Raw genomic sequence first — 17,673 nt, 5'->3', positions numbered from 1 at the left:
ACTGGCATTGTTGGAAATGCGCGAAGGAACAAAAAATGCTGGAAATCAAGAATCTGCACGTCAAACTTGAAGAAGAGGAAAAGCAGATCCTCAAGGGTGTAGACCTCACGGTCGAGCCGGGCAAGGTGCATGCCATCATGGGGCCGAACGGATCGGGCAAATCGACCCTGTCCTATGTCCTGTCGGGGCGTGACGGCTATGAGGTGACCGAGGGCGCGGCGACGCTGGAAGGCGAAGACCTGCTTGAGATGGAAGCAGAAGAGCGCGCGGCAGCGGGCCTGTTCCTGGCGTTCCAGTACCCGGTCGAAATTCCCGGCGTGGGCAACATGACCTTCCTGCGCACCGCCGTGAACGCCCAACGCAAGGCGCGCGGCGAAGAGGAAATGAGCGCGACCGACTTCCTCAAGGAAGTGCGCGCCAAGGCCAAGACCCTAAAGATCGACGCCGACATGCTCAAGCGTCCGGTCAACGTGGGCTTCTCGGGTGGTGAGAAAAAGCGCAACGAAATCCTGCAGATGGCGATGCTGGAGCCCAAGATGTGCATCCTGGACGAAACCGACTCGGGCCTCGACGTGGACGCGATGAAGCTGGTGTCGGAAGGCGTGAACGCCCTGCGCGACGCCGGTCGCAGCTTCCTTGTCATCACTCACTACCAGCGCCTGCTGGACCACATCAAACCCGACGTGGTGCACATTATGGCCGATGGCCGCATCGTGAAATCGGGCGGTCCCGAGCTGGCGCTCGAAGTGGAACATAACGGTTATGCAGACATTCTGGCGGAGATCGCATAATGGCTCTTTCGCAACCCAAACAGGACGCCACCGAGGCGCGCTTGTCGGCGATGACGCTGCCCGAGGGCGGTGCATGGCTGACCGAGGCACGCGGGGCCGCCTTGACGCGGCTGCGCGAAATGGGCCTGCCGGCCCGTCGCGACGAATACTGGAAATACACCCGCCCCGACACGCTGACCGCGTCCGAGGTCACACCCGCAGCGGTGTTCGACCATGGCGAGTCGCCGGTCTTTGGCGACATTGATCGTCTGAAAGTCGTGTTCGTGGACGGTGTGTTCGACCCCGAACAGTCGGATGATCTGGAAGGCGAGAACCTGACCATTGAACGGCTGGCCGATGTGGCCGCGTCGGATATTCACTGGGCCAAGGATCTTTATGGCGTGCTGGAAGCCAAGGGGCAGGATCCCGTGGAGCGCCCGCTGGCCGCGCTGAACTCGGCCTATGCCACCGATGGCGTGGTGATCCGCGCCACGGGCAAGGTTTCGCGCCCCGTGAGCCTGATTTATCATCACCAGTCCGAAACCTCGGATGCGATCCTGCACCATGTCATCAAGCTGGATGAAGGTGCGGACCTGACCCTGCTGGAAAACGGCCCGGCTGCGGCGCGGTTCAACAAGGTGATGGAAGTGGACGTGGCCGACAATGCCGGGTTCCACCATGTGCGTGCGCAGGGGCGGGACCATGAACGCCGCGCGGCGACCTTCATGTTTGGCCGTCTTGGCACGGAAAGCACCTTCAAATCCTTCACGCTGACCGTGAACGGCGTGATGACGCGCAATGAATGCGTGCTGGAACTGACCGGTGACGACGCGATTGCACATGTCGCGGGCGCAGCACTGGGGGATGGCGATTTCCACCATGACGACACCGTGTTTATCACCCATGACGCGGTGAATTGCGAAAGCCGCCAGGTGTTCAAGAAGGTGCTGCGCAACGGTGCGACCGGCGTGTTCCAGGGCAAGATCCTCGTGCAGCCGGATGCCCAGAAAACAGACGGCTACCAGATCAGCCAGTCGCTGCTTCTGGACGATGACAGCCAGTTCTATGCCAAGCCCGAGCTTGAAATCTATGCCGATGACGTGGCCTGTTCTCACGGGTCCACTACCGGCGCGATCGACGAAGAGGGCCTGTTCTATCTGCGCGCCCGTGGTGTGCCCAAGGATATCGCGACCGATCTGATGACGCTGGCCTTTCTGGCCGAAGCGGTGGAAGAGATCGAAAGCGAGGAACTGGCCGACGAGATCACCAGCCGACTTGAAGGCTGGCTCGTACGTCGTCGGCAGGGCTAGGGGACGGGCCGCATGTCGGTGATCCGTGATATCGGGGCGACCTATGCCGGCCCCCACAAGGTGGTGGCCCGGCATCTGGCCGTGGGGCCGCGTGAAGACCGGGCGCTGGTCATCCTGATTGCGGCCTGCGCCCTGTTTTTCGTGTCGTCTTGGCCGATCAATGCGCGGATTGCTCATCTGGAAGGCAAAGAGCTGAACCCGCTTCTGGGCGGGTCGCTCATGGCGTGGATCTTCATGGCGCCGCTGGCCTTTTACGTGCTGTCCTTTGTCGTGAAGATCGTGCTGTCGCTGTTCGGCTGGAAAGGCGGCGCCTATGGCAGCCGCATCGCTCTGTTCTGGGCGCTTTTGGCGGCATCGCCAGTGGTGTTGCTGAACGGGCTTGTGCTGGGCTTTATCGGGCCCGGCATTCAGGCGCAGATCGTCGGACTGATCTGGTTCGTGCTGTTCATGTGGTTCTGGATTTCGGGTCTGTTTCAGGCCAACAGGAGTGCTGCCGCATGATGCCGTTTCTGACTGCGCTTCTGGTCCAGACCCTTCGCGCGCCGGCTGAGGCGGGCCGCACGCTCTGTGCGCTGAACCTCAATCGCGAGATGGGGTGGAGCGCGCTGTTTCTGGCCTGTATTCTGAACACGCTGGCCTATTTCGCCTCGATCAGCCTGTTTCCGGTCCCATCCGAGGCGATGCTGCCCATGATGGCAACGCCGATCCTGACGCTGATCACGCTGTTTTCGGCGATGACCGTGACCGTGTTTGCGCTGTTCTGGACCGGACGCATTCTGGATGGCGAAGCGCGCTTCGGCGATATCCTGACCATGATTGCCTGGATGCAGTTCCTGCGCGTGCTTGTACAGGTCGCCACCATTGTCCTGATGTTTGTTCTGCCCAGCCTGGCCTATGTTCTGGTCATGGGGGCGGGTCTCTACGGGATTTGGATCATGGTGCATTTTCTTCAGGTGGCACACGGGTTTGACGGCCTGGGCAAAGCCATCTTCACACTTGTTTTGGCCGTCCTCGGCATGACCATGGGCCTGTCCCTGTTCCTGTCTGTGATGGGCGTCACCGCCATGGGAATAAGCTGATGTATGACGTGAACGATATCCGCCGCGATTTTCCGATCCTGTCGCGCGAGGTCAACGGCAAGCCGCTGGTCTATCTTGACAACGGGGCGTCGGCGCAGAAACCGCAGGTGGTGATCGACGCGATCACCAATGCCTATGCCCATGAATATGCCAATGTGCACAGGGGTTTGCACTATCTTTCTAACCTTGCCACCGACAAGTACGAGGCCGTGCGCGGCATCATTGCGCGGTTCCTGAATGCCAAATCCGAAGACGAGATCGTTCTGAATTCGGGCACCACCGAGGGCATTAATATGGTCGCCTATGGCTGGGCCATGCCGCGGATGCAGGCGGGCGACGAGATTGTCCTGTCGGTGATGGAGCACCACGCCAATATCGTGCCGTGGCATTTCCTGCGCGAACGGCAGGGCGTGGTGATCAAATGGGTAGATGTGGATTCTACCGGTGCGCTTGACCCGCAGGCGGTGATTGACGCGATCGGCCCGAAAACGAAACTGGTCGCCGTCACGCAATGTTCAAACGTGTTGGGCACGATGGTCGACGTCAAGGCAATCACCGAAGGCGCCCATGCCAAGGGCGTGCCGGTTCTGGTTGATGGTTCGCAAGGGGCGGTGCACGGGCCTGTGGATGTGCAGGAGATCGGCTGCGATTTCTACGCGATCACCGGCCACAAACTGTACGGGCCTTCGGGGTCGGGGGCGATCTATTGCAAAGCCGAACGCATGGCCGAAATGCGCCCCTTCATCGGCGGCGGCGACATGATCAAGGAGGTCTCGAAAGACGCGGTGGTCTATAACGATCCGCCGATGAAATTCGAGGCCGGCACACCGGGGATCGTGCAGACCATCGGTCTGGGCGTTGCGCTGGACTACATGATGGGCTTGGGGATGGAAAACATTGCCGCCCACGAGGCCGGTTTGCGCGACTATGCGGTGCAGAAATTCGCAGGCCTGAACTGGATGCAGGTGCAGGGCACCACGGCAGACAAAGCCGCGATCTTCTCGTTCACGCTGGATGGGGCGGCACACGCGCATGACATCTCGACGATTCTCGACAAGAAGGGCGTCGCGGTGCGGGCCGGGCATCATTGTGCCGGTCCTTTGATGGATCACCTCGGGGTTTCGGCCACCTGTCGCGCGTCGTTCGGGCTCTATAACACCACCGACGAGGTCGACACGCTGATCGAGGCGCTGGAACTGGCGCACGAGTTGTTCGCCTGACGAAAAACCGATTGCGGGGGGCGGCAAGGCTGGCTATACCCCCGCATAACGCACCTTTAGCTCAGCTGGATAGAGCGCTGCCCTCCGAAGGCAGAGGCCAGAGGTTCGAATCCTCTAAGGTGCGCCACTTTTCTTTCGATATTTCAGGTATCTGTTGCGGGCGCATCGCGTTGCCGCCGGTTTACGCACGCCGTGGCTTTGCGAACGCCCTGCATTGGGGCAATATGCGCGTGAAGGGGTCTGGACAGGGCCAAGAGGCACGGGCGTATGCGGACAGGATGGATCAGGGTAGGGGCACTGACCGCCGGGATGGCGGCGACGGCGCTTTGGGCCGATCCCGACCGTGACGCCGGCGACACCGTGTCGCCGAATATCCGTCTATATGGGCATTTCACGCCCTCGATCCTGTCGATTGATGATGGTGTGGACACCTATACCAACCTCGTCGATAGCGCCCATTCCGGCGGACGGATTGGCCTGTGGTGGGACAATGCCTTTGGTGAGCCGCGCCTGCAGTTCAATGCCGAGTTTTCCCTGGGGCTGCGGTCGTCCTCGGCGATCAGTCAGGGGGCTGTGCCGCCGCTGATCGACTTTGGCACCTACAGTGTGCGCAAGTTCGAACTGGTCTACACCGCGGGAAACTGGGGCAGGGTCTCGGTCGGGCAGGGATCTATGGGGTCGGACGGGGTGACCGAATCCGACCTGTCGGGCACCGGTCTGGCGACCCATGTCGGCATCACCGACACGGCGGGGGGCTATCTGTTCCGCACGGCCGCCGGAACGATATCCACCCTGCGGATCAAGGATGTCTTTCCCACATTTGATGGCGGGCGCACGCGGCGTCTGCGCTATGACAGCCCTGATCTGAACCTGTCCTATTTTGGGCAGTTGCGCTTTGCTGCCTCGGTCGGGGTCGAGGATATCGGGAGGATTGAAACCCTCAACGATGCGTTGTCGGATGTGGGGGTGTTCTATAGCAACCGTCTGGGCACGTTCGATATCGCGGGCAGTGCGGGGCTTTCCCTTGCCGAGACGGCCACCGGCCGCGAACCCCAGATCGCCGGATCGTTCAGCGTGTTGCATGCGCCCACCGGGCTGAACGTGACCGCAGCGTCGGGCAGCCGGAACAATGGCGGCTCTTACGGCTATACCAAGATCGGCATCCGGCGGGATTGGTTCGATGTGGGCGAGACCCGGCTTTCGCTCGATCTTTATGAGGGGATCGACACGTTCGGGGCCGGCACGCGTACGCGGTCCGTTGGGCTTGGGCTGGTGCAGGATCTCGAAGCACAGAATGTCGAGGTCTTCCTTGGCCTGCGTGAATTTTCGGCCGATGGCACGGGCGCGGTGCGCTATCGCGACATGCGGTCGGTGATGTTCGGACTGCGCTGGAAATTCCGCAAACTGCAAAACCGCCGCAGTGTTTTCGAGGGAATGTGGCAGGGCTGAGCGAAACCTGTCTGACAGGGGCGAAAACCTGTGCAATGCCTCTTGCGCAGGGCGCGCGGGACCAATAGAAGGGCAAAAATTTTCGCCCGCGCGCGGACCCGCGCGCCGTTAACCTATGGGGAACCGACATGCAGGTCACCGAGACTCTCAACGAAGGTCTGAAGCGCGCTTACGCGATCACCGTCACTGCCGCCGAGCTGGACGAGAAAGTCAATGAAAAGCTGACAGAAGCTCAGCCCGAAATCGAAATGAAGGGCTTCCGCAAAGGCAAGGTGCCGATGCCGCTTCTGAAAAAGCAGTTTGGCGAGCGTCTGCTGGGCGAGTCGATGCAGGAAGTGATCGACGGTGCGATGAACAAGCACTTCGAAGACTCGGGCGACCGTCCCGCCCTGCAGCCCAAGGTCGAGATGAAAAACGGCGAAGACTGGAAACCCGGTCAGGACGTTGAAGTCACCATGGAATACGAAGCCCTGCCCGAAATCCCCGAGCTGGACCTGTCGGGCATCTCGCTTGAGAAAATGGTTGTAAAAGCCGACGACGCCGCCGTCGACGAGGCGCTGGCCAACCTTGCCGAAACCGCGCAGGATTTCAAAAAGCGCCGCAAAGGTTCCAAGGCGAAAGACGGTGACCAGGTGGTCATGGACTTCGTTGGCAAGATCGATGGCGAAGCCTTTGAAGGTGGTTCGGGCGACGACTTCCCGCTGGTTCTGGGGTCGAACCAGTTTATCCCCGGCTTTGAAGAGCAACTGGTCGGCGTGAAAGAAGAGGAAGAGAAGGACGTGACCGTCTCTTTCCCCGAAGATTACCAGGCCGAGCACCTGGCCGGTAAAGAAGCCGTGTTCACCTGCACCATCAAGGAAGTGAAAGAGCCGGTTGCGGCGGAAATCAACGACGAGTTGGCGCAGAAATTCGGCGCGGAAGACCTGGCCGCTCTGAAAACGCAGATCGGCGAGCGTCTGGAAGCAGAATATGCCGGTGCCGCCCGCGCCGTGATGAAGCGCGCCCTGCTGGACAAGCTGGACGAGATGGTGTCGTTCGACCTGCCGCCGTCGCTGGTCGAGGCCGAAGCCGGTCAGATCGCGCACCAGCTGTGGCACGAAGAGCACCCTGAAGTGACCGATCACAACCACGGTGAGATCGAGCCGACCGAAGAGCACACCAAACTGGCCGAGCGCCGCGTCCGTCTGGGCCTGCTGCTGGCCGAAATGGGCCAGAAAGCCGAGGTCGAAGTGACCGACGCCGAGATGACCCAGGCGATCATGAACCAGGCGCGCCAGTACCCGGGTCAGGAACGTCAGTTCTTTGAATTCATCCAGCAGAACCAGCAGATGCAACAGCAACTGCGCGCGCCGCTGTTTGAAGACAAGGTTGTCGATCACGTGTTCGACCAAGCCACCATCGCCGACAAGGAAGTCACCAAAGACGACCTGCAAGCGGCTGTCGAGGCCCTGGAAGACGAATAAACACGCCCTTTCCACTGAGGAAAAGCGTGGGGTCCGGTACCGAACAGGTGCCGGGCCTTTTTCTTTGCACGTTGTGTCTATGCGACAGTGGGATGTGAAGCGTGGCGGCTAGCGGATTGAAACAGTGCGGAAAATTAGGGTTCGCGCCGCGCGTCTGCAACCGCGCGGCGGTGTAAAACCATGCAACCTGCGACAATCCCGCACAGGGGCGGAATTCTGTGCTAGGCTTTCCCCGTTTGCAGACAGGGAGGAAGGTCATGACAAACAAACTGTTGGCGGAATGTTTCGGAACATTCTGGCTGGTCTTTGGCGGATGCGGCAGCGCCGTTCTGGCCGCGGGTGTGGCCGATGTGGGCATCGGGTGGCTGGGGGTCAGTCTGGCCTTTGGTCTGACTGTGCTGACCATGGCCTATGCTGTCGGCCATATCTCGGGCGGGCATTTCAATCCGGCGGTGTCGCTGGGTCTGATGATCGCGGGACGGTTTGAAGCCAAGGAACTGGTGCCTTACTGGCTGGCACAGGTGGTGGGCGCGGTGATCGCCGGAGGGGTTCTCTATGCGATTGTCTCGGGCGCACCGGGGTTTGAAGGCGCGGGCAGTTTTGCATCGAACGGCTATGGCGAGGCGTCGCCGCAGGGCTATACGATGATGGCGGGCCTTATTGCCGAGGTTGTCCTGACGGCGTTCTTCCTGATCATCATTCTGGGCGCGACGTCGGAAGGGGCGCCCGCCGGGTTCGGGCCGATCGCGATCGGTCTGGGGCTGACACTGATCCACCTGATCTCGATCCCGGTCACCAATACCTCGGTCAATCCGGCGCGGTCGACCGGCGTGGCACTGTTTGCCGATGCGCCTGCGCTGGCGCAGCTCTGGCTCTTCTGGGTGGCTCCGCTGATTGGCGCGGCGCTTGGGGCGATCCTGTGGAAACTGGTGACGTCGGACGAATAATCCGACGAGACGCTACGAAAGAATTGCAGAGGCGGGGTGGGTTGCTAGGCTTTCCTGACAGAAGAGGAGACTGTTCATGGCCCATCTCGCCTTTGACAAAGAAGATTTCGACGCTTTCAAGGCCAATGACAGGCCGGGTCCGATCCACATGCTGAACCTTGTCAAACTGCATGACACGGCGCGTTATGAGGACGGCACCGAAGTCACCGGCGCCGAAGCCTATGCTGCCTATGGGCGTGAAAGCGCGCCGGTTTTTCAACGGCTTGGCGGTCGGATCGTCTGGCGCGGCAAGATGGAGCAGATGGTCATCGGCCCCAAGGACAACGAGGACTGGGATCTGTGCTTCATTGCGGAATACCCTTCGGTACAGGCCTTTGTCGATATGCTGAAAGACCCCGACTATCGCAAGGCGATGGTGCACCGGCAGGTGGCGGTTGCGGATTCGCGGCTGGTCCGAATGCAGCCGGCGGACACGGGCGGCACTTTCGGCGAATGATCAGGTTTTGAGACCGGTTTCCTCCAAGAGACCAAGACGCTTGGCCTCGTAGTAATAGCCGCGCGCATACCAGTTGATCGCGCCGTCAATATCCCCGCCTGACACAAGCCATGCGCCGCGCAGGTATTTACCGGCATATTTCAGGTTGGTTTCGGCATCCAGAAGATCTTTGGGCTGGCCCTCGAATCCCATGGAGCGCGCGGTGGCGGGCAGGATTTGCAACAGGCCGTAATAGGGACGGTTCACCGCCCAGGGCCGGTGCGTGCTCTCGCGGATGGCCAGCTTGTGCAAAAGTTCCGGCGGCAGCTCGTAATGGCGTGCATATTTGTTGATCAGCACGCGCAGTTCCGGCGTCTCGTTCGGATAGAGCGGCGGGTTGAACTCTTGCCGTTCAAGTTTTTTGGCTCGACGCCCGCCGCCGCCACACGCGGCGACAGGGATTGCAAGGCCAAGGCCGAGAAAAGCGCGTCTGGACAGTCTGAACATTCGGGCACCCGTTGTTTTGCCGGCAGGATAGATCGGCGATGCACCGGCGCAATTGGCGATCTGCGACACCGGCACAAACCCGCCATTGCGCGACGGGGCCGATCTTAGTGCCCGCCCGAGAACACCAGCGTCTTGAAGGGCAGCAACACCGACCGGAAACGCAGGATCAGCGCATGGGCCAACCCGACCGTGTCGATGATATGCAGCCCGATATACCGGCCCATGCCGATGTCGGGGTCCTGAAGGCGGTCATGGTTGCTGGTGTAGGCGTTCACCTCGCAGCGGCTGCCCGGCGGGATGTTGTCGGCCTGTCCGGCATAAAGCGGTTCCAGATAGGCGACAATCGTACCCGGGCGCGGGGTGTCCTGTGGGTCGCGCAGCCGGTCGCTGGGGCGGATCTGGCCTGCCGGGATCACGTCCTGCACATCAACGATCACCATCGGAATGATCTTGAGAGGGTGCGAGAGGCAGGACATTTCCGCCACCATGCCCGGCTTGATGATCTGTGCCGCAAGCTGGCCGAACCCGGCCTGGAACCGGCCCTGGCCGCTGTCGCTTGGCACCAGAATGCCCGCCGGGCGCAATACGGGGTTGATGAAATCCCCGACCCGCAGGTCGAACTGTTCCACCCGCCCGTCGGTGCCCGCATAGACCGTCATCTTGGAAAGCTCGACCTCGGCCTGATGCAGGGCCGCCTCGGCGCTCTGGCGTTGGGCCGGAATCTGCGCCTCAAGGCGGTGGGTGGCCGAGGTGACACCGGATTTGGCGGCCTCGATCCCGGCCAGGCGTTCGTTCACGAGGTTTTCCAGCCGTTCAACCTCGCGCGCGGAGACCGCGGCCGAGTTTTCGCGGAACAGCGTGTCCTTGCGCACGAATTCATCCATGGCCTGTTCATGGGCCGCGATCGCGGCATCAAGGTTGGCCTGCGCAAGCCGCAGGTCGTCGCGTGCCAGAATTTCGGCGGCTTCCAGTTCGACCAGATTTGCGCTGGCCGTGGCCTCTGCGGCCCGCTGGCGGCTGTCATCCAGCCGGAAGATCGGTGCACCCGCCGCAACGGTCTGGTTGTTGTCAACCATGACTTCGACAACCCGTCCGCTGAGTTCGGGCAGGATCGTCACGGTGCGGAAATAGGACGAGACATTCTGCGTCGAGGGGTGGAAATAGAGGATCAGCGTGATCAGGGTCGTGGTCAGAACGAAACAGGCGCTCAGCCCGTAGCGCAGTTCGTACCACATTGAAAACAGGGTTATTTCCTGACCAATCCTCTTGCCTTGCCGGTAACGGCGAAACAGGTAATCGGGCAGGATGGTAAGCATCGAGCAGACAAGGAATTCCAGCATGGATCAGGCCTCCTCGGATTTCTGGGCGGGGGCCGCATCATGCGATTTGGCCGCGGAGTCCGGTTCCGGGTGCGGCGATGTACGCCCGGAAACCGCATCCGCGATCCGGTCCAGCGGCGTCTGGTAATCGGGTATCTGGATCACTGCCAGCAACAGCGCGGCCACCCAGTAAAGGTTGTTATGGGTGAACAGCGCGATCAGCCCCAGAATGCCCACGATCTGAAGCTGGGTCGCCCCGACCTTGTGGGCCAGTTGTTCGGGCAGAGAGTGCAGGCGCAGGAACAGGGTGATCAGGATAAACACCAGCACACTGACGAAAAGCACCATGTGGATCAGCATCGGGTCGTGGCCGGTGGCATCGGGCAGAAAACCGGGAAGATGGGCGGGGGCCATGGGGTGCAGCGTGGCGGCGGTGGGGTCTGACATGAGGAACCTGCGTGAAGTGTAAAATCAGCGTTGAAAAGCGATGGGCCCGCAGAGGGTAGGAAAGTGGATATAAAAAAACCGGCACGTTTGCACGTGCCGGTTTTGATATCTTTGGGTCGACTCTGTCGATTAGGCCTTGGTGTCTTCCTCGGCAGCTTCTGCTGCGTCTTCGGGAGTCGCGACCAGGTCGGAATCTTCGTCAGCCGCGGCGCCGATGTCTTCAAACAGCTCGGCAATTTCGAATTCTGCTTCGGCTTCTGCTTCGGCAGCCAGTTCCTGGATCGATTTGCCCGAGGCTTGCAGCTCGGCTTCTTCTGCCGAACGGGCCACGTTCAGCTGAATGGTGACGTCGACTTCGGGGTGCAGCATGACGTGAACGTCGTGCAGGCCCAGTTCCTTGATCGGACGCGACAGGACAACCTGTTTCTTGTCGACCGAGAAGCCACCTTCCGATGCGGCGTCTGCGGCGTCACGCGGGGTGACCGACCCGTAGAGGGCGCCAGCGTCCGATGCCGAACGAATCACGATGAACTGTTGTCCGTCAAGCTTTTCGCCCAGAGCTTCGGCTTCTTTTTTGGTTTCGAGGTTGCGCGCTTCCAGCTGTGCCTTTTGCGCTTCGAAGTTCGCCACGTTGGCGGCCGAAGCTGTCAGGGCCTTGCCTTGCGGCAGCAGGAAGTTGCGGGCGTAGCCGGGTTTCACGTCAACGACGTCACCCATCTGGCCCAGTTTGGCAACGCGCTCAAGCAGGATAACTTGCATGTCAGATACTCCTTACTTCACAGCGTAGGGCAGCAGGGCGAGGAAGCGGGCGCGCTTGATCGCACGGGCCAGTTCACGCTGCTTCTTGGCCGAGACGGCGGTGATGCGCGACGGCACGATCTTGCCACGCTCAGAGATGTAGCGTTGCAGCAGACGGGTGTCTTTATAGTCGATCTTCGGTGCGTTGTCGCCCGAGAAGGGGCAGACCTTGCGACGGCGGAAAAACGGTTTTGCAGCCATGGTTTAGTGTCCTTTCTTCAAGCGATGATCAGCGGCGCTCGCGACGGTTGTCGCGTTCGTCACGTTTCTGCATCTGGACCGAGGGGCCTTCGGCGTGCTCGTCGACCTTGATGGTCAGGACGCGCATCACGTCATCATGCAGACGCATCAGGCGTTCCATTTCCTGAACGGCAGCCGACGGTGCGTCGGTGCGCAGGAAGGCATAGTGGCCCTTGCGGTTCTTGTTGATCTTGTAGGCCATCGTTTTGACGCCCCAGTATTCGCTGTCGACGACTTTGCCGCCATTGTCAGCGAGGACGGTGCCAAAATGTTCGATGAGGCTTTCTGCTTGCGCGTTGGACAGGTCCTGGCGCGAGATGAATACATGCTCGTAAAGGGGCATGCGAACTCCATTCATGTTCAGGCGCATTTCAAAGAGCGGGGCATCTCGCCTTTCGCACCCCACCCACGAGAGACTGCGCGGTTCATAACTTTGCGAAAGGATGGCGCTGTATAGCCGAAATTGACCGGGGCGCAAGGCTTGATTGCCCTTTTGCGGAATGCCGCCGAGAGACCGGACAGAGCAGTCCGGGGCAGGGTATTTCCCCACTCGTGCCTCATTCTTGCCCGATTTCACAACCATGCTGGTTTCAGTTGAATTTGAACCCGCGAACCAAGGAGTCTCAGGGGATGGCTGCCGCTTCGGAATACCTTACCCAAATGCATGTGAAAACCGCGACCAAACCGGGTGCGGGACATACGATGCCGGTACGTATGGCCTGTATCGTGTTCGGCTTTGGCTTTATCTGGGCCGGGGCGGGGCTGTGGCTTGTGCCCGGGCCCGAGCTTGAGGCGTCTGTGCTGGCGGCCAAGATGATCCTGTCGGTGCTGATGGTGACGGCCGGGGTCGGCATGACCCATATCGCCACCGAGAAAGCCGAGCAGGATCTGCACTTCGATCCGCGCCACCGCCAGATCCATCTGGTGGAGACCATGCCGCGCGGGCGCACGAAGATCGTGAAAACCGTCAACTACGAAGACATTGGTCGCGCCGACGTCACCGACAGCTGCCTGTCTTTCCTCGATCACACCGGCAAGCCGATGCTGGAACTGCCGCTGGACGGTCCGCATGCGCGCCTTGATGCCATCGCCCGTCTGCGCAGCCAGGCACTCATCACTTCGTGATGTTCATTCTTCCACATCTGATGTGAAATTCTGGAGAATTGAGAGCTACGCCCAAAGGACACACATAGGGTACATCAACACTGCACCCTATGGAGTCCCATGATGAAGCTTCCCTTTCTCGCCGCCGGTCTGATCGCTGCCGCCGGATTTGCAACCGCGGAACCCGCGAAATACACGCTGGATGCCAGCCACAGCCAGATTGTGTTCAGCTATAACCACCTTGGGTTTTCGACCACTTACGGCATGTTCTCGGGCTTTGAAGGTGAGATCATGTTCGATCAGGAAAACCCCGCTGCGTCTTCGGTCACTGTGTCGATGCCCGTGAAATCGATGTTCACCGGCTGGGAAGAGCGCGACGCGCACTTCATGTCCGAAGATTTCTTTGGCGCGACGGATGGTGATCTCGTAACCTTCACCTCGACCGCGATCGAAGTGACGGGCGACACCACGGCCAAGATCACTGGCGACCTGACCCTGAACGGCATGACCAAGCCGGTCGTGCTGGACGCCACGCTGAACCAGGTTGCGAAACACCCGATGGCAGGCAAGGACTGGGCCGGGTTCGACGCGACCACCACCCTCAAGCGCAGCGATTTCGGCGTCGACAAGTTTGCCCCCTTCGTCAGTGACGATGTCGAGGTGATGATCTCGATCGAGGCAATGAAAGCCGAATAAGTTCAGACACATACGCCTTGCGAAGGGCCGCCGGGGATCACCGGCGGCCTTTTTTTGTGTGCGCACGGGGTGCGCCGGTGGCGTAACGGCTACAAAAAAGGCCCGCCACGCAGGCAGGCCCTCCTTGGGTCTTGTCCTTGGGATATCATCCACGCATGGCGGTCAGGGTCACCTCGATCTCCACTGGAAAGCCAAGCGAGCTTTCGTCGGGCATGTTGGTGCCGATCCCGAAATCAAGCCGGTTCAGCGTGGTCTGTCCCTGCATCGTGGCGGTGTCGCCTTTGATGGTCAGGGCAAAGGGCAGGGTGACGGGAACGGTCATGCCCTTCAACGTCAGAGTGCCCTTGGCAACATAGCCTTGTTCGGCGGCCATCAGATCGGCGGCAAAGTTGGCGGTTGGATGTGCGGCGACGTCAAAGAAATCCGCGCCGAGGGCCTGATCCGTGACCGATCCAAGCGTGAGCGAGTCGATGGCCACGGTCACTGCGACATCACCGTGACGCCCGTCCGTGGCGGTCTCGTCAAAACTGATGGCGGCGGTCCAGTTGCCAAAGCTGCCAGTGACCTCGGACCCGAACTGCACCACGGACAGGGACAGGGTGCCTTCCTGCACCTGCCAGTCCGACGGCACGGCCTCAAGCTGGGCGGTGGTGGCGGGTTTGTCGGTGCCAAGCCCTGTGACCACGCCCGCCGTGAGAGCCACGACCCAGATCACCAGCGCGGTGACAAAGGGGGCGCGGGAATGGGTTTCGGGCATCGGGTCGGGGGCGGTGTTGCGGCCCGGCAGCATCCGTTGCAGCGTCTGGTCACGGTCAATAACAAAGTGTTTCATCGCCCCGCCCACATGGGCCAGGATCGACAAGCCCAGAACGATGATAAAGGCAAAGTGCAGGTTGGCTGTCAGGTGGGCCAGCGTTTCGGATTTCGGCACGAGCGGCAAATCCTGCCCAAGCGGCCACAGGATCGGGGCGAAGCCCGTGGTCGCCGCGTGGTGGATCCAGCCGGTCAGCGGCACCATCAGCATTGCGCCATAAAGCAGCCAGTGCACCAGATGCGCGCCGAACGCCTCGAGCCGGTTGTCGGCGTTCAGAAGGCCCGGGCGGGTCTGGGTCAGCGCCCAGAGGATACGCAAAATCGCGGTAAAGAAGGCCGCGATCCCGACAGTCTTATGCAGGCTGAACAGCATCGCCTTGCGGGCCAGCTGCTCTCCGTCGGCATAAGGCGCGTTTTCCGCAATCAACCCCAGCGGCAGCGCCGTCAGGATCAAAAGGGCCGTCAGCCAGTGAAAGGTCTTGGTCAGGCCACCATATTGGCGGGTCGTGTTGGTGAGGGGCATGAAAGGGCTCCGCAATGTCGTGTTCTGTCCAAGATAGGGGGCTTGCTCCCGCTTGAACACGGCGCAAACCGCACAGGCCCCGTGCAAGGATGCGCAAGGCCGTTGCACCGCTGGGCAGGGCGGGGTATCCCAACGGCAGACGTAAAGTAAACGAGGTATCAGATGAGCCGCGCATTCGTATTTCCCGGGCAGGGTGCCCAAACCATCGGAATGGGCAAGGCCCTTGCCGACGCCTATCCGGCGGCCAAGGCCGTTTTCGACGAGGTGGACGAGGCTTTGGGCGAAAAGCTCAGCGCCCTGATCTGGGAAGGCGAGCAGGATCAACTGACCCTGACGCAGAACGCGCAACCGGCGCTCATGGCGACCTCGCTGGCGGCGATGCGCGCGCTGGAATCCGAAGGCGTGACGATTGACGCGGCCTCTTACGTGGCGGGGCATTCTCTGGGCGAATATTCGGCGCTGGCCGCCGCCGGATCGCTGAGCGTGGCGGACACCGCGCGCCTGCTGCGCACACGCGGCGAAGCCATGCAGGCCGCCGTGCCCGTGGGCGTGGGTGCCATGGCCGCGCTTCTGGGGCTGGATTTTGCCACTGCGCGCGATGTCGCGGCGGCGGCCTCGGAAGGCGAGATCTGCCAGGCGGCGAACGACAATGATCCGGGGCAGGTCGTGGTCTCGGGCCACAAGGGCGCTGTGGAACGCGCGGTCGAACTGGCCAAGGAACAGGGTGCCAAGCGCGCCGTGCTCCTGCCGGTTAGCGCGCCTTTCCATTGTGCGCTGATGAAACCGGCCGCCGAAGCCATGGCCGAGGCGCTGAGCCATGTCGATCTGCAGGAGCCGAAGGTGCCGGTGGTGGCCAACGTGATCGCTGAGCCGGTCAAGGATGCGGCCACGATTCGCGCACTGTTGGTCGATCAGGTGACAGGGTCCGTGCGCTGGCGCGAGTCGGTGGCCTGGATGAGCCAGAACGGCGTTACCGAGGCGTGGGAGATCGGCGCGGGCAAGGCGCTGTCGGGGATGATCCGCCGGATCGACCGCGCGATTGTCTGCAAGGCCGTCGGCACGCCCGACGACGTCAAGGCCGCCGCCGAGAGCCTGAACAACTGATCCGCGCAGAAGATTTGGGATATATTCCGGAACCGACCGCCAAAGCGGGCGTTCTGGACGAAGAAGGAAAAGTAAATGTTTGATTTGACTGGAAAAACGGCGCTGGTGACTGGCGCGTCTGGCGGTATTGGCGGGGCCATTGCCAAGGCCTTGCACGCGGCGGGCGCCACCGTGGGTCTGTCTGGCACGCGGGTTGAACCGCTCGAGGCGTTGGCCGCTGAACTGGGCGAGCGCGCGCATGTGCTGCCTTGTAATCTTGGCGATTCCGAGGCTGTGGATGCCCTGCCCAAACAGGCGATCGCGGCGATGGGCAGCCTTGATATCCTTGTGAACAATGCGGGTATCACACGGGACCAGATCTTCATGCGCATGTCTGATGAAGAATGGCAGAATGTGCTGGATGTGAACCTGACCTCGACCATGCGCCTGTGCCGTGGCGTGATGCGTCCGATGATGAAGGCGCGCTGGGGCCGGATCATCAATATCTCGTCCATCGTGGGTGCCACCGGCAACCCCGGTCAGGCCAACTATGCCGCGTCCAAGGCGGGCATGGTCGGGCTTACCAAGTCGATCGCCTATGAGGTCGCCAGCCGGGGAATCACTGCCAACGCCGTGGCGCCAGGCTTTATCGCGACGGCGATGACCGACAAGCTGACCGATGACCAGAAGGGCAAGATCAACGCCCAGATCCCGGCCGCCCGCATGGGGTCGCCCGAGGAAATCGCGGCGGCGGTTTTGTATCTGGCCAGCAACGAGGCCGGTTATGTCACGGGCACGACCCTGCACGTGAATGGCGGCATGGCCATGCTGTAACAAAAGCCCCGTCCGCGAACCGGGCGGGGTTGTAATTGCGCCAATAGCGCACATCTGTCGAAAGCGTTTGCCTCAGCAGTCGGATGTGCTATAGGCGGCGAAGATTTTACCGAGGGTGCCCTAGGGGACCTTGGGGGATTTCGGGTTTAACCGGATCAAAGAGCCGCCCCTTGGGGCACAACAGAACCCGCCGTTCACACCAGATGGGGAAACGGCCGGCGGGAGAGCACAGGGCCAGAGCGCCCATGACGAATGAGGAATTGACATGAGCGACGTCGCAGACCGCGTGAAGAAGATCGTTGTAGAGCACCTGGGTGTTGAAGAGGACAAGGTTACCGAAAACGCCTCGTTCATCGACGATCTGGGCGCAGACAGCCTCGACACCGTGGAACTGGTTATGGCCTTCGAAGAAGAGTTCGGCATCGAGATCCCGGACGACGCCGCCGAAACCATCCAGACCTTCGGCGACGCGGTGAAATTCATCACCGAAGCCTCCTAAGTTTCTGACACCCTTTTCAAGGGTATCGGGGAACCCCTGCCATTTGGCGGGGGTTTTTCTTTTGCGGGGGGCATCTAGAAACGCCTCCGGAATGCGC

At 61.1% G+C, this 17,673-nt stretch carries 21 protein-coding genes and 1 tRNA gene; 15 read left to right on the top strand and 7 right to left on the bottom strand.

All coding sequences use genetic code 11. The features are described 5' to 3' along the window. Positions 1-35 precede the first annotated feature (35 nt). The 10 genes from sufC to WNE31_RS03560 all read left to right on the top strand — a co-directional run bounded on the left by sufC (position 36) and on the right by WNE31_RS03560 (position 8,734). Positions 36-791, top strand: a complete 756-nt coding sequence (gene sufC, locus WNE31_RS03605; RefSeq protein WP_349978335.1) for a Fe-S cluster assembly ATPase SufC — start codon at positions 36-38, stop codon at positions 789-791. After that, positions 791-2,080 (top strand): SufB/SufD family protein, encoded by a 1,290-nt coding sequence (locus tag WNE31_RS03600; protein WP_349978334.1) that lies wholly within the window; start codon positions 791-793, stop codon positions 2,078-2,080. Before sufC ends, WNE31_RS03600 begins: the two co-directional genes overlap by 1 nt. A 12-nt stretch (positions 2,081-2,092) precedes the next feature. Next, positions 2,093-2,581 (top strand): YIP1 family protein, encoded by a 489-nt coding sequence (locus tag WNE31_RS03595; RefSeq protein WP_349978333.1) that lies wholly within the window; start codon positions 2,093-2,095, stop codon positions 2,579-2,581. After that, positions 2,578-3,159 (top strand): Yip1 family protein, encoded by a 582-nt coding sequence (locus WNE31_RS03590; protein WP_349978332.1) that lies wholly within the window; start codon positions 2,578-2,580, stop codon positions 3,157-3,159. Before WNE31_RS03595 ends, WNE31_RS03590 begins: the two co-directional genes overlap by 4 nt. Continuing rightward, positions 3,159-4,379 carry a cysteine desulfurase gene (locus tag WNE31_RS03585; protein WP_349978331.1) on the top strand — a complete coding sequence of 407 codons (1,221 nt, stop codon included), beginning with the start codon at positions 3,159-3,161 and terminating at the stop codon, positions 4,377-4,379. Before WNE31_RS03590 ends, WNE31_RS03585 begins: the two co-directional genes overlap by 1 nt. A gap of 50 nt (positions 4,380-4,429) precedes the next feature. Further along, positions 4,430-4,506 (top strand) — tRNA-Arg (locus tag WNE31_RS03580). 140 nt (positions 4,507-4,646) lie between these two features. Further along, positions 4,647-5,828 (top strand): porin, encoded by a 1,182-nt coding sequence (locus WNE31_RS03575; RefSeq protein WP_349978330.1) that lies wholly within the window; start codon positions 4,647-4,649, stop codon positions 5,826-5,828. 128 nt (positions 5,829-5,956) lie between these two features. Next, on the top strand, positions 5,957-7,291 hold the full coding sequence (tig, locus tag WNE31_RS03570; RefSeq protein WP_349978329.1) for a trigger factor: 1,335 nt from the start codon (positions 5,957-5,959) through the stop codon (positions 7,289-7,291). A 257-nt stretch (positions 7,292-7,548) separates the two neighbouring features. Further along, on the top strand, positions 7,549-8,238 hold the full coding sequence (aqpZ, locus tag WNE31_RS03565) for an aquaporin Z (RefSeq protein WP_349978328.1): 690 nt from the start codon (positions 7,549-7,551) through the stop codon (positions 8,236-8,238). Between the two features lie 76 nt (positions 8,239-8,314). After that, positions 8,315-8,734 carry a DUF1330 domain-containing protein gene (locus tag WNE31_RS03560; protein ID WP_349978327.1) on the top strand — a complete coding sequence of 140 codons (420 nt, stop codon included), beginning with the start codon at positions 8,315-8,317 and terminating at the stop codon, positions 8,732-8,734. Here WNE31_RS03560 and WNE31_RS03555 read toward each other — a convergent pair whose 3' ends face one another. The 6 genes from WNE31_RS03555 to rpsF all read right to left on the bottom strand — a co-directional run bounded on the left by WNE31_RS03555 (position 8,735) and on the right by rpsF (position 12,367). Then, the gene (locus tag WNE31_RS03555) at positions 8,735-9,220 is read right to left on the bottom strand and encodes a lytic transglycosylase domain-containing protein (protein WP_349978326.1); all 486 of its coding nucleotides are present in this window, start codon (positions 9,218-9,220) and stop codon (positions 8,735-8,737) included. It lies immediately after the preceding gene. A 104-nt stretch (positions 9,221-9,324) separates the two neighbouring features. Beyond that, positions 9,325-10,560, bottom strand: a complete 1,236-nt coding sequence (locus WNE31_RS03550; RefSeq protein WP_349978325.1) for an HlyD family secretion protein — start codon at positions 10,558-10,560, stop codon at positions 9,325-9,327. Between the two features lie 3 nt (positions 10,561-10,563). Further along, on the bottom strand, positions 10,564-10,986 hold the full coding sequence (locus WNE31_RS03545; protein ID WP_349978324.1) for a hypothetical protein: 423 nt from the start codon (positions 10,984-10,986) through the stop codon (positions 10,564-10,566). Positions 10,987-11,115: 129 nt separating this feature from the next. After that, the gene (gene rplI, locus WNE31_RS03540; RefSeq protein ID WP_349978323.1) at positions 11,116-11,745 is read right to left on the bottom strand and encodes a 50S ribosomal protein L9; all 630 of its coding nucleotides are present in this window, start codon (positions 11,743-11,745) and stop codon (positions 11,116-11,118) included. A 12-nt stretch (positions 11,746-11,757) separates the two neighbouring features. Continuing rightward, positions 11,758-11,985: a 30S ribosomal protein S18 gene (gene rpsR, locus WNE31_RS03535; RefSeq protein WP_005982441.1), complete on the bottom strand. Its 228-nt coding sequence runs from the start codon at positions 11,983-11,985 to the stop codon at positions 11,758-11,760. A 28-nt stretch (positions 11,986-12,013) separates the two neighbouring features. Next, positions 12,014-12,367, bottom strand: coding sequence for a 30S ribosomal protein S6 (rpsF, locus tag WNE31_RS03530; RefSeq protein WP_349978322.1), 354 nt, complete (start codon positions 12,365-12,367; stop codon positions 12,014-12,016). A 287-nt stretch (positions 12,368-12,654) separates the two neighbouring features. Here rpsF and WNE31_RS03525 point away from each other — a divergent pair, with 287 nt between their 5' ends. Both WNE31_RS03525 and WNE31_RS03520 read left to right on the top strand, forming a co-directional pair. Then, positions 12,655-13,149, top strand: a complete 495-nt coding sequence (locus WNE31_RS03525; RefSeq protein ID WP_349978321.1) for a hypothetical protein — start codon at positions 12,655-12,657, stop codon at positions 13,147-13,149. A 102-nt stretch (positions 13,150-13,251) separates the two neighbouring features. Continuing rightward, positions 13,252-13,824 (top strand): YceI family protein, encoded by a 573-nt coding sequence (locus tag WNE31_RS03520; RefSeq protein WP_349978320.1) that lies wholly within the window; start codon positions 13,252-13,254, stop codon positions 13,822-13,824. A gap of 145 nt (positions 13,825-13,969) precedes the next feature. Here WNE31_RS03520 and WNE31_RS03515 read toward each other — a convergent pair whose 3' ends face one another. Beyond that, a complete protein-coding gene (locus tag WNE31_RS03515; RefSeq protein WP_349978319.1) occupies positions 13,970-15,160 on the bottom strand; it encodes a cytochrome b/b6 domain-containing protein in 1,191 nt (396 codons plus the stop codon). A gap of 162 nt (positions 15,161-15,322) precedes the next feature. Between WNE31_RS03515 and fabD the strand changes: the two genes are divergently transcribed. The 3 genes from fabD to WNE31_RS03500 all read left to right on the top strand — a co-directional run bounded on the left by fabD (position 15,323) and on the right by WNE31_RS03500 (position 17,576). Continuing rightward, the gene (fabD, locus tag WNE31_RS03510; RefSeq protein ID WP_349978318.1) at positions 15,323-16,264 is read left to right on the top strand and encodes an ACP S-malonyltransferase; all 942 of its coding nucleotides are present in this window, start codon (positions 15,323-15,325) and stop codon (positions 16,262-16,264) included. 75 nt (positions 16,265-16,339) lie between these two features. Beyond that, positions 16,340-17,077 (top strand): 3-oxoacyl-[acyl-carrier-protein] reductase, encoded by a 738-nt coding sequence (fabG, locus tag WNE31_RS03505; protein WP_349978317.1) that lies wholly within the window; start codon positions 16,340-16,342, stop codon positions 17,075-17,077. Between the two features lie 265 nt (positions 17,078-17,342). Further along, positions 17,343-17,576: an acyl carrier protein gene (locus WNE31_RS03500; protein ID WP_028091986.1), complete on the top strand. Its 234-nt coding sequence runs from the start codon at positions 17,343-17,345 to the stop codon at positions 17,574-17,576. The last annotated feature ends 97 nt before the right edge of the window (positions 17,577-17,673 follow it).

The organism is Shimia fortis, assembly GCF_040225985.1.
In the GTDB taxonomy this organism is placed as follows: domain Bacteria; phylum Pseudomonadota; class Alphaproteobacteria; order Rhodobacterales; family Rhodobacteraceae; genus Shimia.
The sequence above is the reverse complement of the archived record's forward strand: the minus strand, read 5'-3'. Positions and strand labels throughout refer to the sequence as shown.

Excerpts from the sequence above, each read along its gene's own strand:
- WNE31_RS03550 (WP_349978325.1), bottom strand. The coding sequence starts at position 10,560 with ATGCTGGAATTCCTTGTCTGCTCGATGCTTACCATCCTGCCCGATTAC.
- fabG (WP_349978317.1), top strand. The coding sequence starts at position 16,340 with ATGTTTGATTTGACTGGAAAAACGGCGCTGGTGACTGGCGCGTCTGGC.
- tig (WP_349978329.1), top strand. The coding sequence starts at position 5,957 with ATGCAGGTCACCGAGACTCTCAACGAAGGTCTGAAGCGCGCTTACGCG.
- aqpZ (WP_349978328.1), top strand. The coding sequence starts at position 7,549 with ATGACAAACAAACTGTTGGCGGAATGTTTCGGAACATTCTGGCTGGTC.
- WNE31_RS03590 (WP_349978332.1), top strand. The coding sequence starts at position 2,578 with ATGATGCCGTTTCTGACTGCGCTTCTGGTCCAGACCCTTCGCGCGCCG.
- WNE31_RS03545 (WP_349978324.1), bottom strand. The coding sequence starts at position 10,986 with ATGTCAGACCCCACCGCCGCCACGCTGCACCCCATGGCCCCCGCCCAT.
- WNE31_RS03555 (WP_349978326.1), bottom strand. The coding sequence starts at position 9,220 with ATGTTCAGACTGTCCAGACGCGCTTTTCTCGGCCTTGGCCTTGCAATC.
- WNE31_RS03560 (WP_349978327.1), top strand. The coding sequence starts at position 8,315 with ATGGCCCATCTCGCCTTTGACAAAGAAGATTTCGACGCTTTCAAGGCC.
- rpsR (WP_005982441.1), bottom strand. The coding sequence starts at position 11,985 with ATGGCTGCAAAACCGTTTTTCCGCCGTCGCAAGGTCTGCCCCTTCTCG.
- WNE31_RS03585 (WP_349978331.1), top strand. The coding sequence starts at position 3,159 with ATGTATGACGTGAACGATATCCGCCGCGATTTTCCGATCCTGTCGCGC.
- rpsF (WP_349978322.1), bottom strand. The coding sequence starts at position 12,367 with ATGCCCCTTTACGAGCATGTATTCATCTCGCGCCAGGACCTGTCCAAC.
- WNE31_RS03500 (WP_028091986.1), top strand. The coding sequence starts at position 17,343 with ATGAGCGACGTCGCAGACCGCGTGAAGAAGATCGTTGTAGAGCACCTG.
- WNE31_RS03575 (WP_349978330.1), top strand. The coding sequence starts at position 4,647 with ATGCGGACAGGATGGATCAGGGTAGGGGCACTGACCGCCGGGATGGCG.
- fabD (WP_349978318.1), top strand. The coding sequence starts at position 15,323 with ATGAGCCGCGCATTCGTATTTCCCGGGCAGGGTGCCCAAACCATCGGA.
- WNE31_RS03600 (WP_349978334.1), top strand. The coding sequence starts at position 791 with ATGGCTCTTTCGCAACCCAAACAGGACGCCACCGAGGCGCGCTTGTCG.
- WNE31_RS03520 (WP_349978320.1), top strand. The coding sequence starts at position 13,252 with ATGAAGCTTCCCTTTCTCGCCGCCGGTCTGATCGCTGCCGCCGGATTT.
- WNE31_RS03525 (WP_349978321.1), top strand. The coding sequence starts at position 12,655 with ATGGCTGCCGCTTCGGAATACCTTACCCAAATGCATGTGAAAACCGCG.
- WNE31_RS03595 (WP_349978333.1), top strand. The coding sequence starts at position 2,093 with ATGTCGGTGATCCGTGATATCGGGGCGACCTATGCCGGCCCCCACAAG.
- WNE31_RS03515 (WP_349978319.1), bottom strand. The coding sequence starts at position 15,160 with ATGCCCCTCACCAACACGACCCGCCAATATGGTGGCCTGACCAAGACC.
- rplI (WP_349978323.1), bottom strand. The coding sequence starts at position 11,745 with ATGCAAGTTATCCTGCTTGAGCGCGTTGCCAAACTGGGCCAGATGGGT.
- sufC (WP_349978335.1), top strand. The coding sequence starts at position 36 with ATGCTGGAAATCAAGAATCTGCACGTCAAACTTGAAGAAGAGGAAAAG.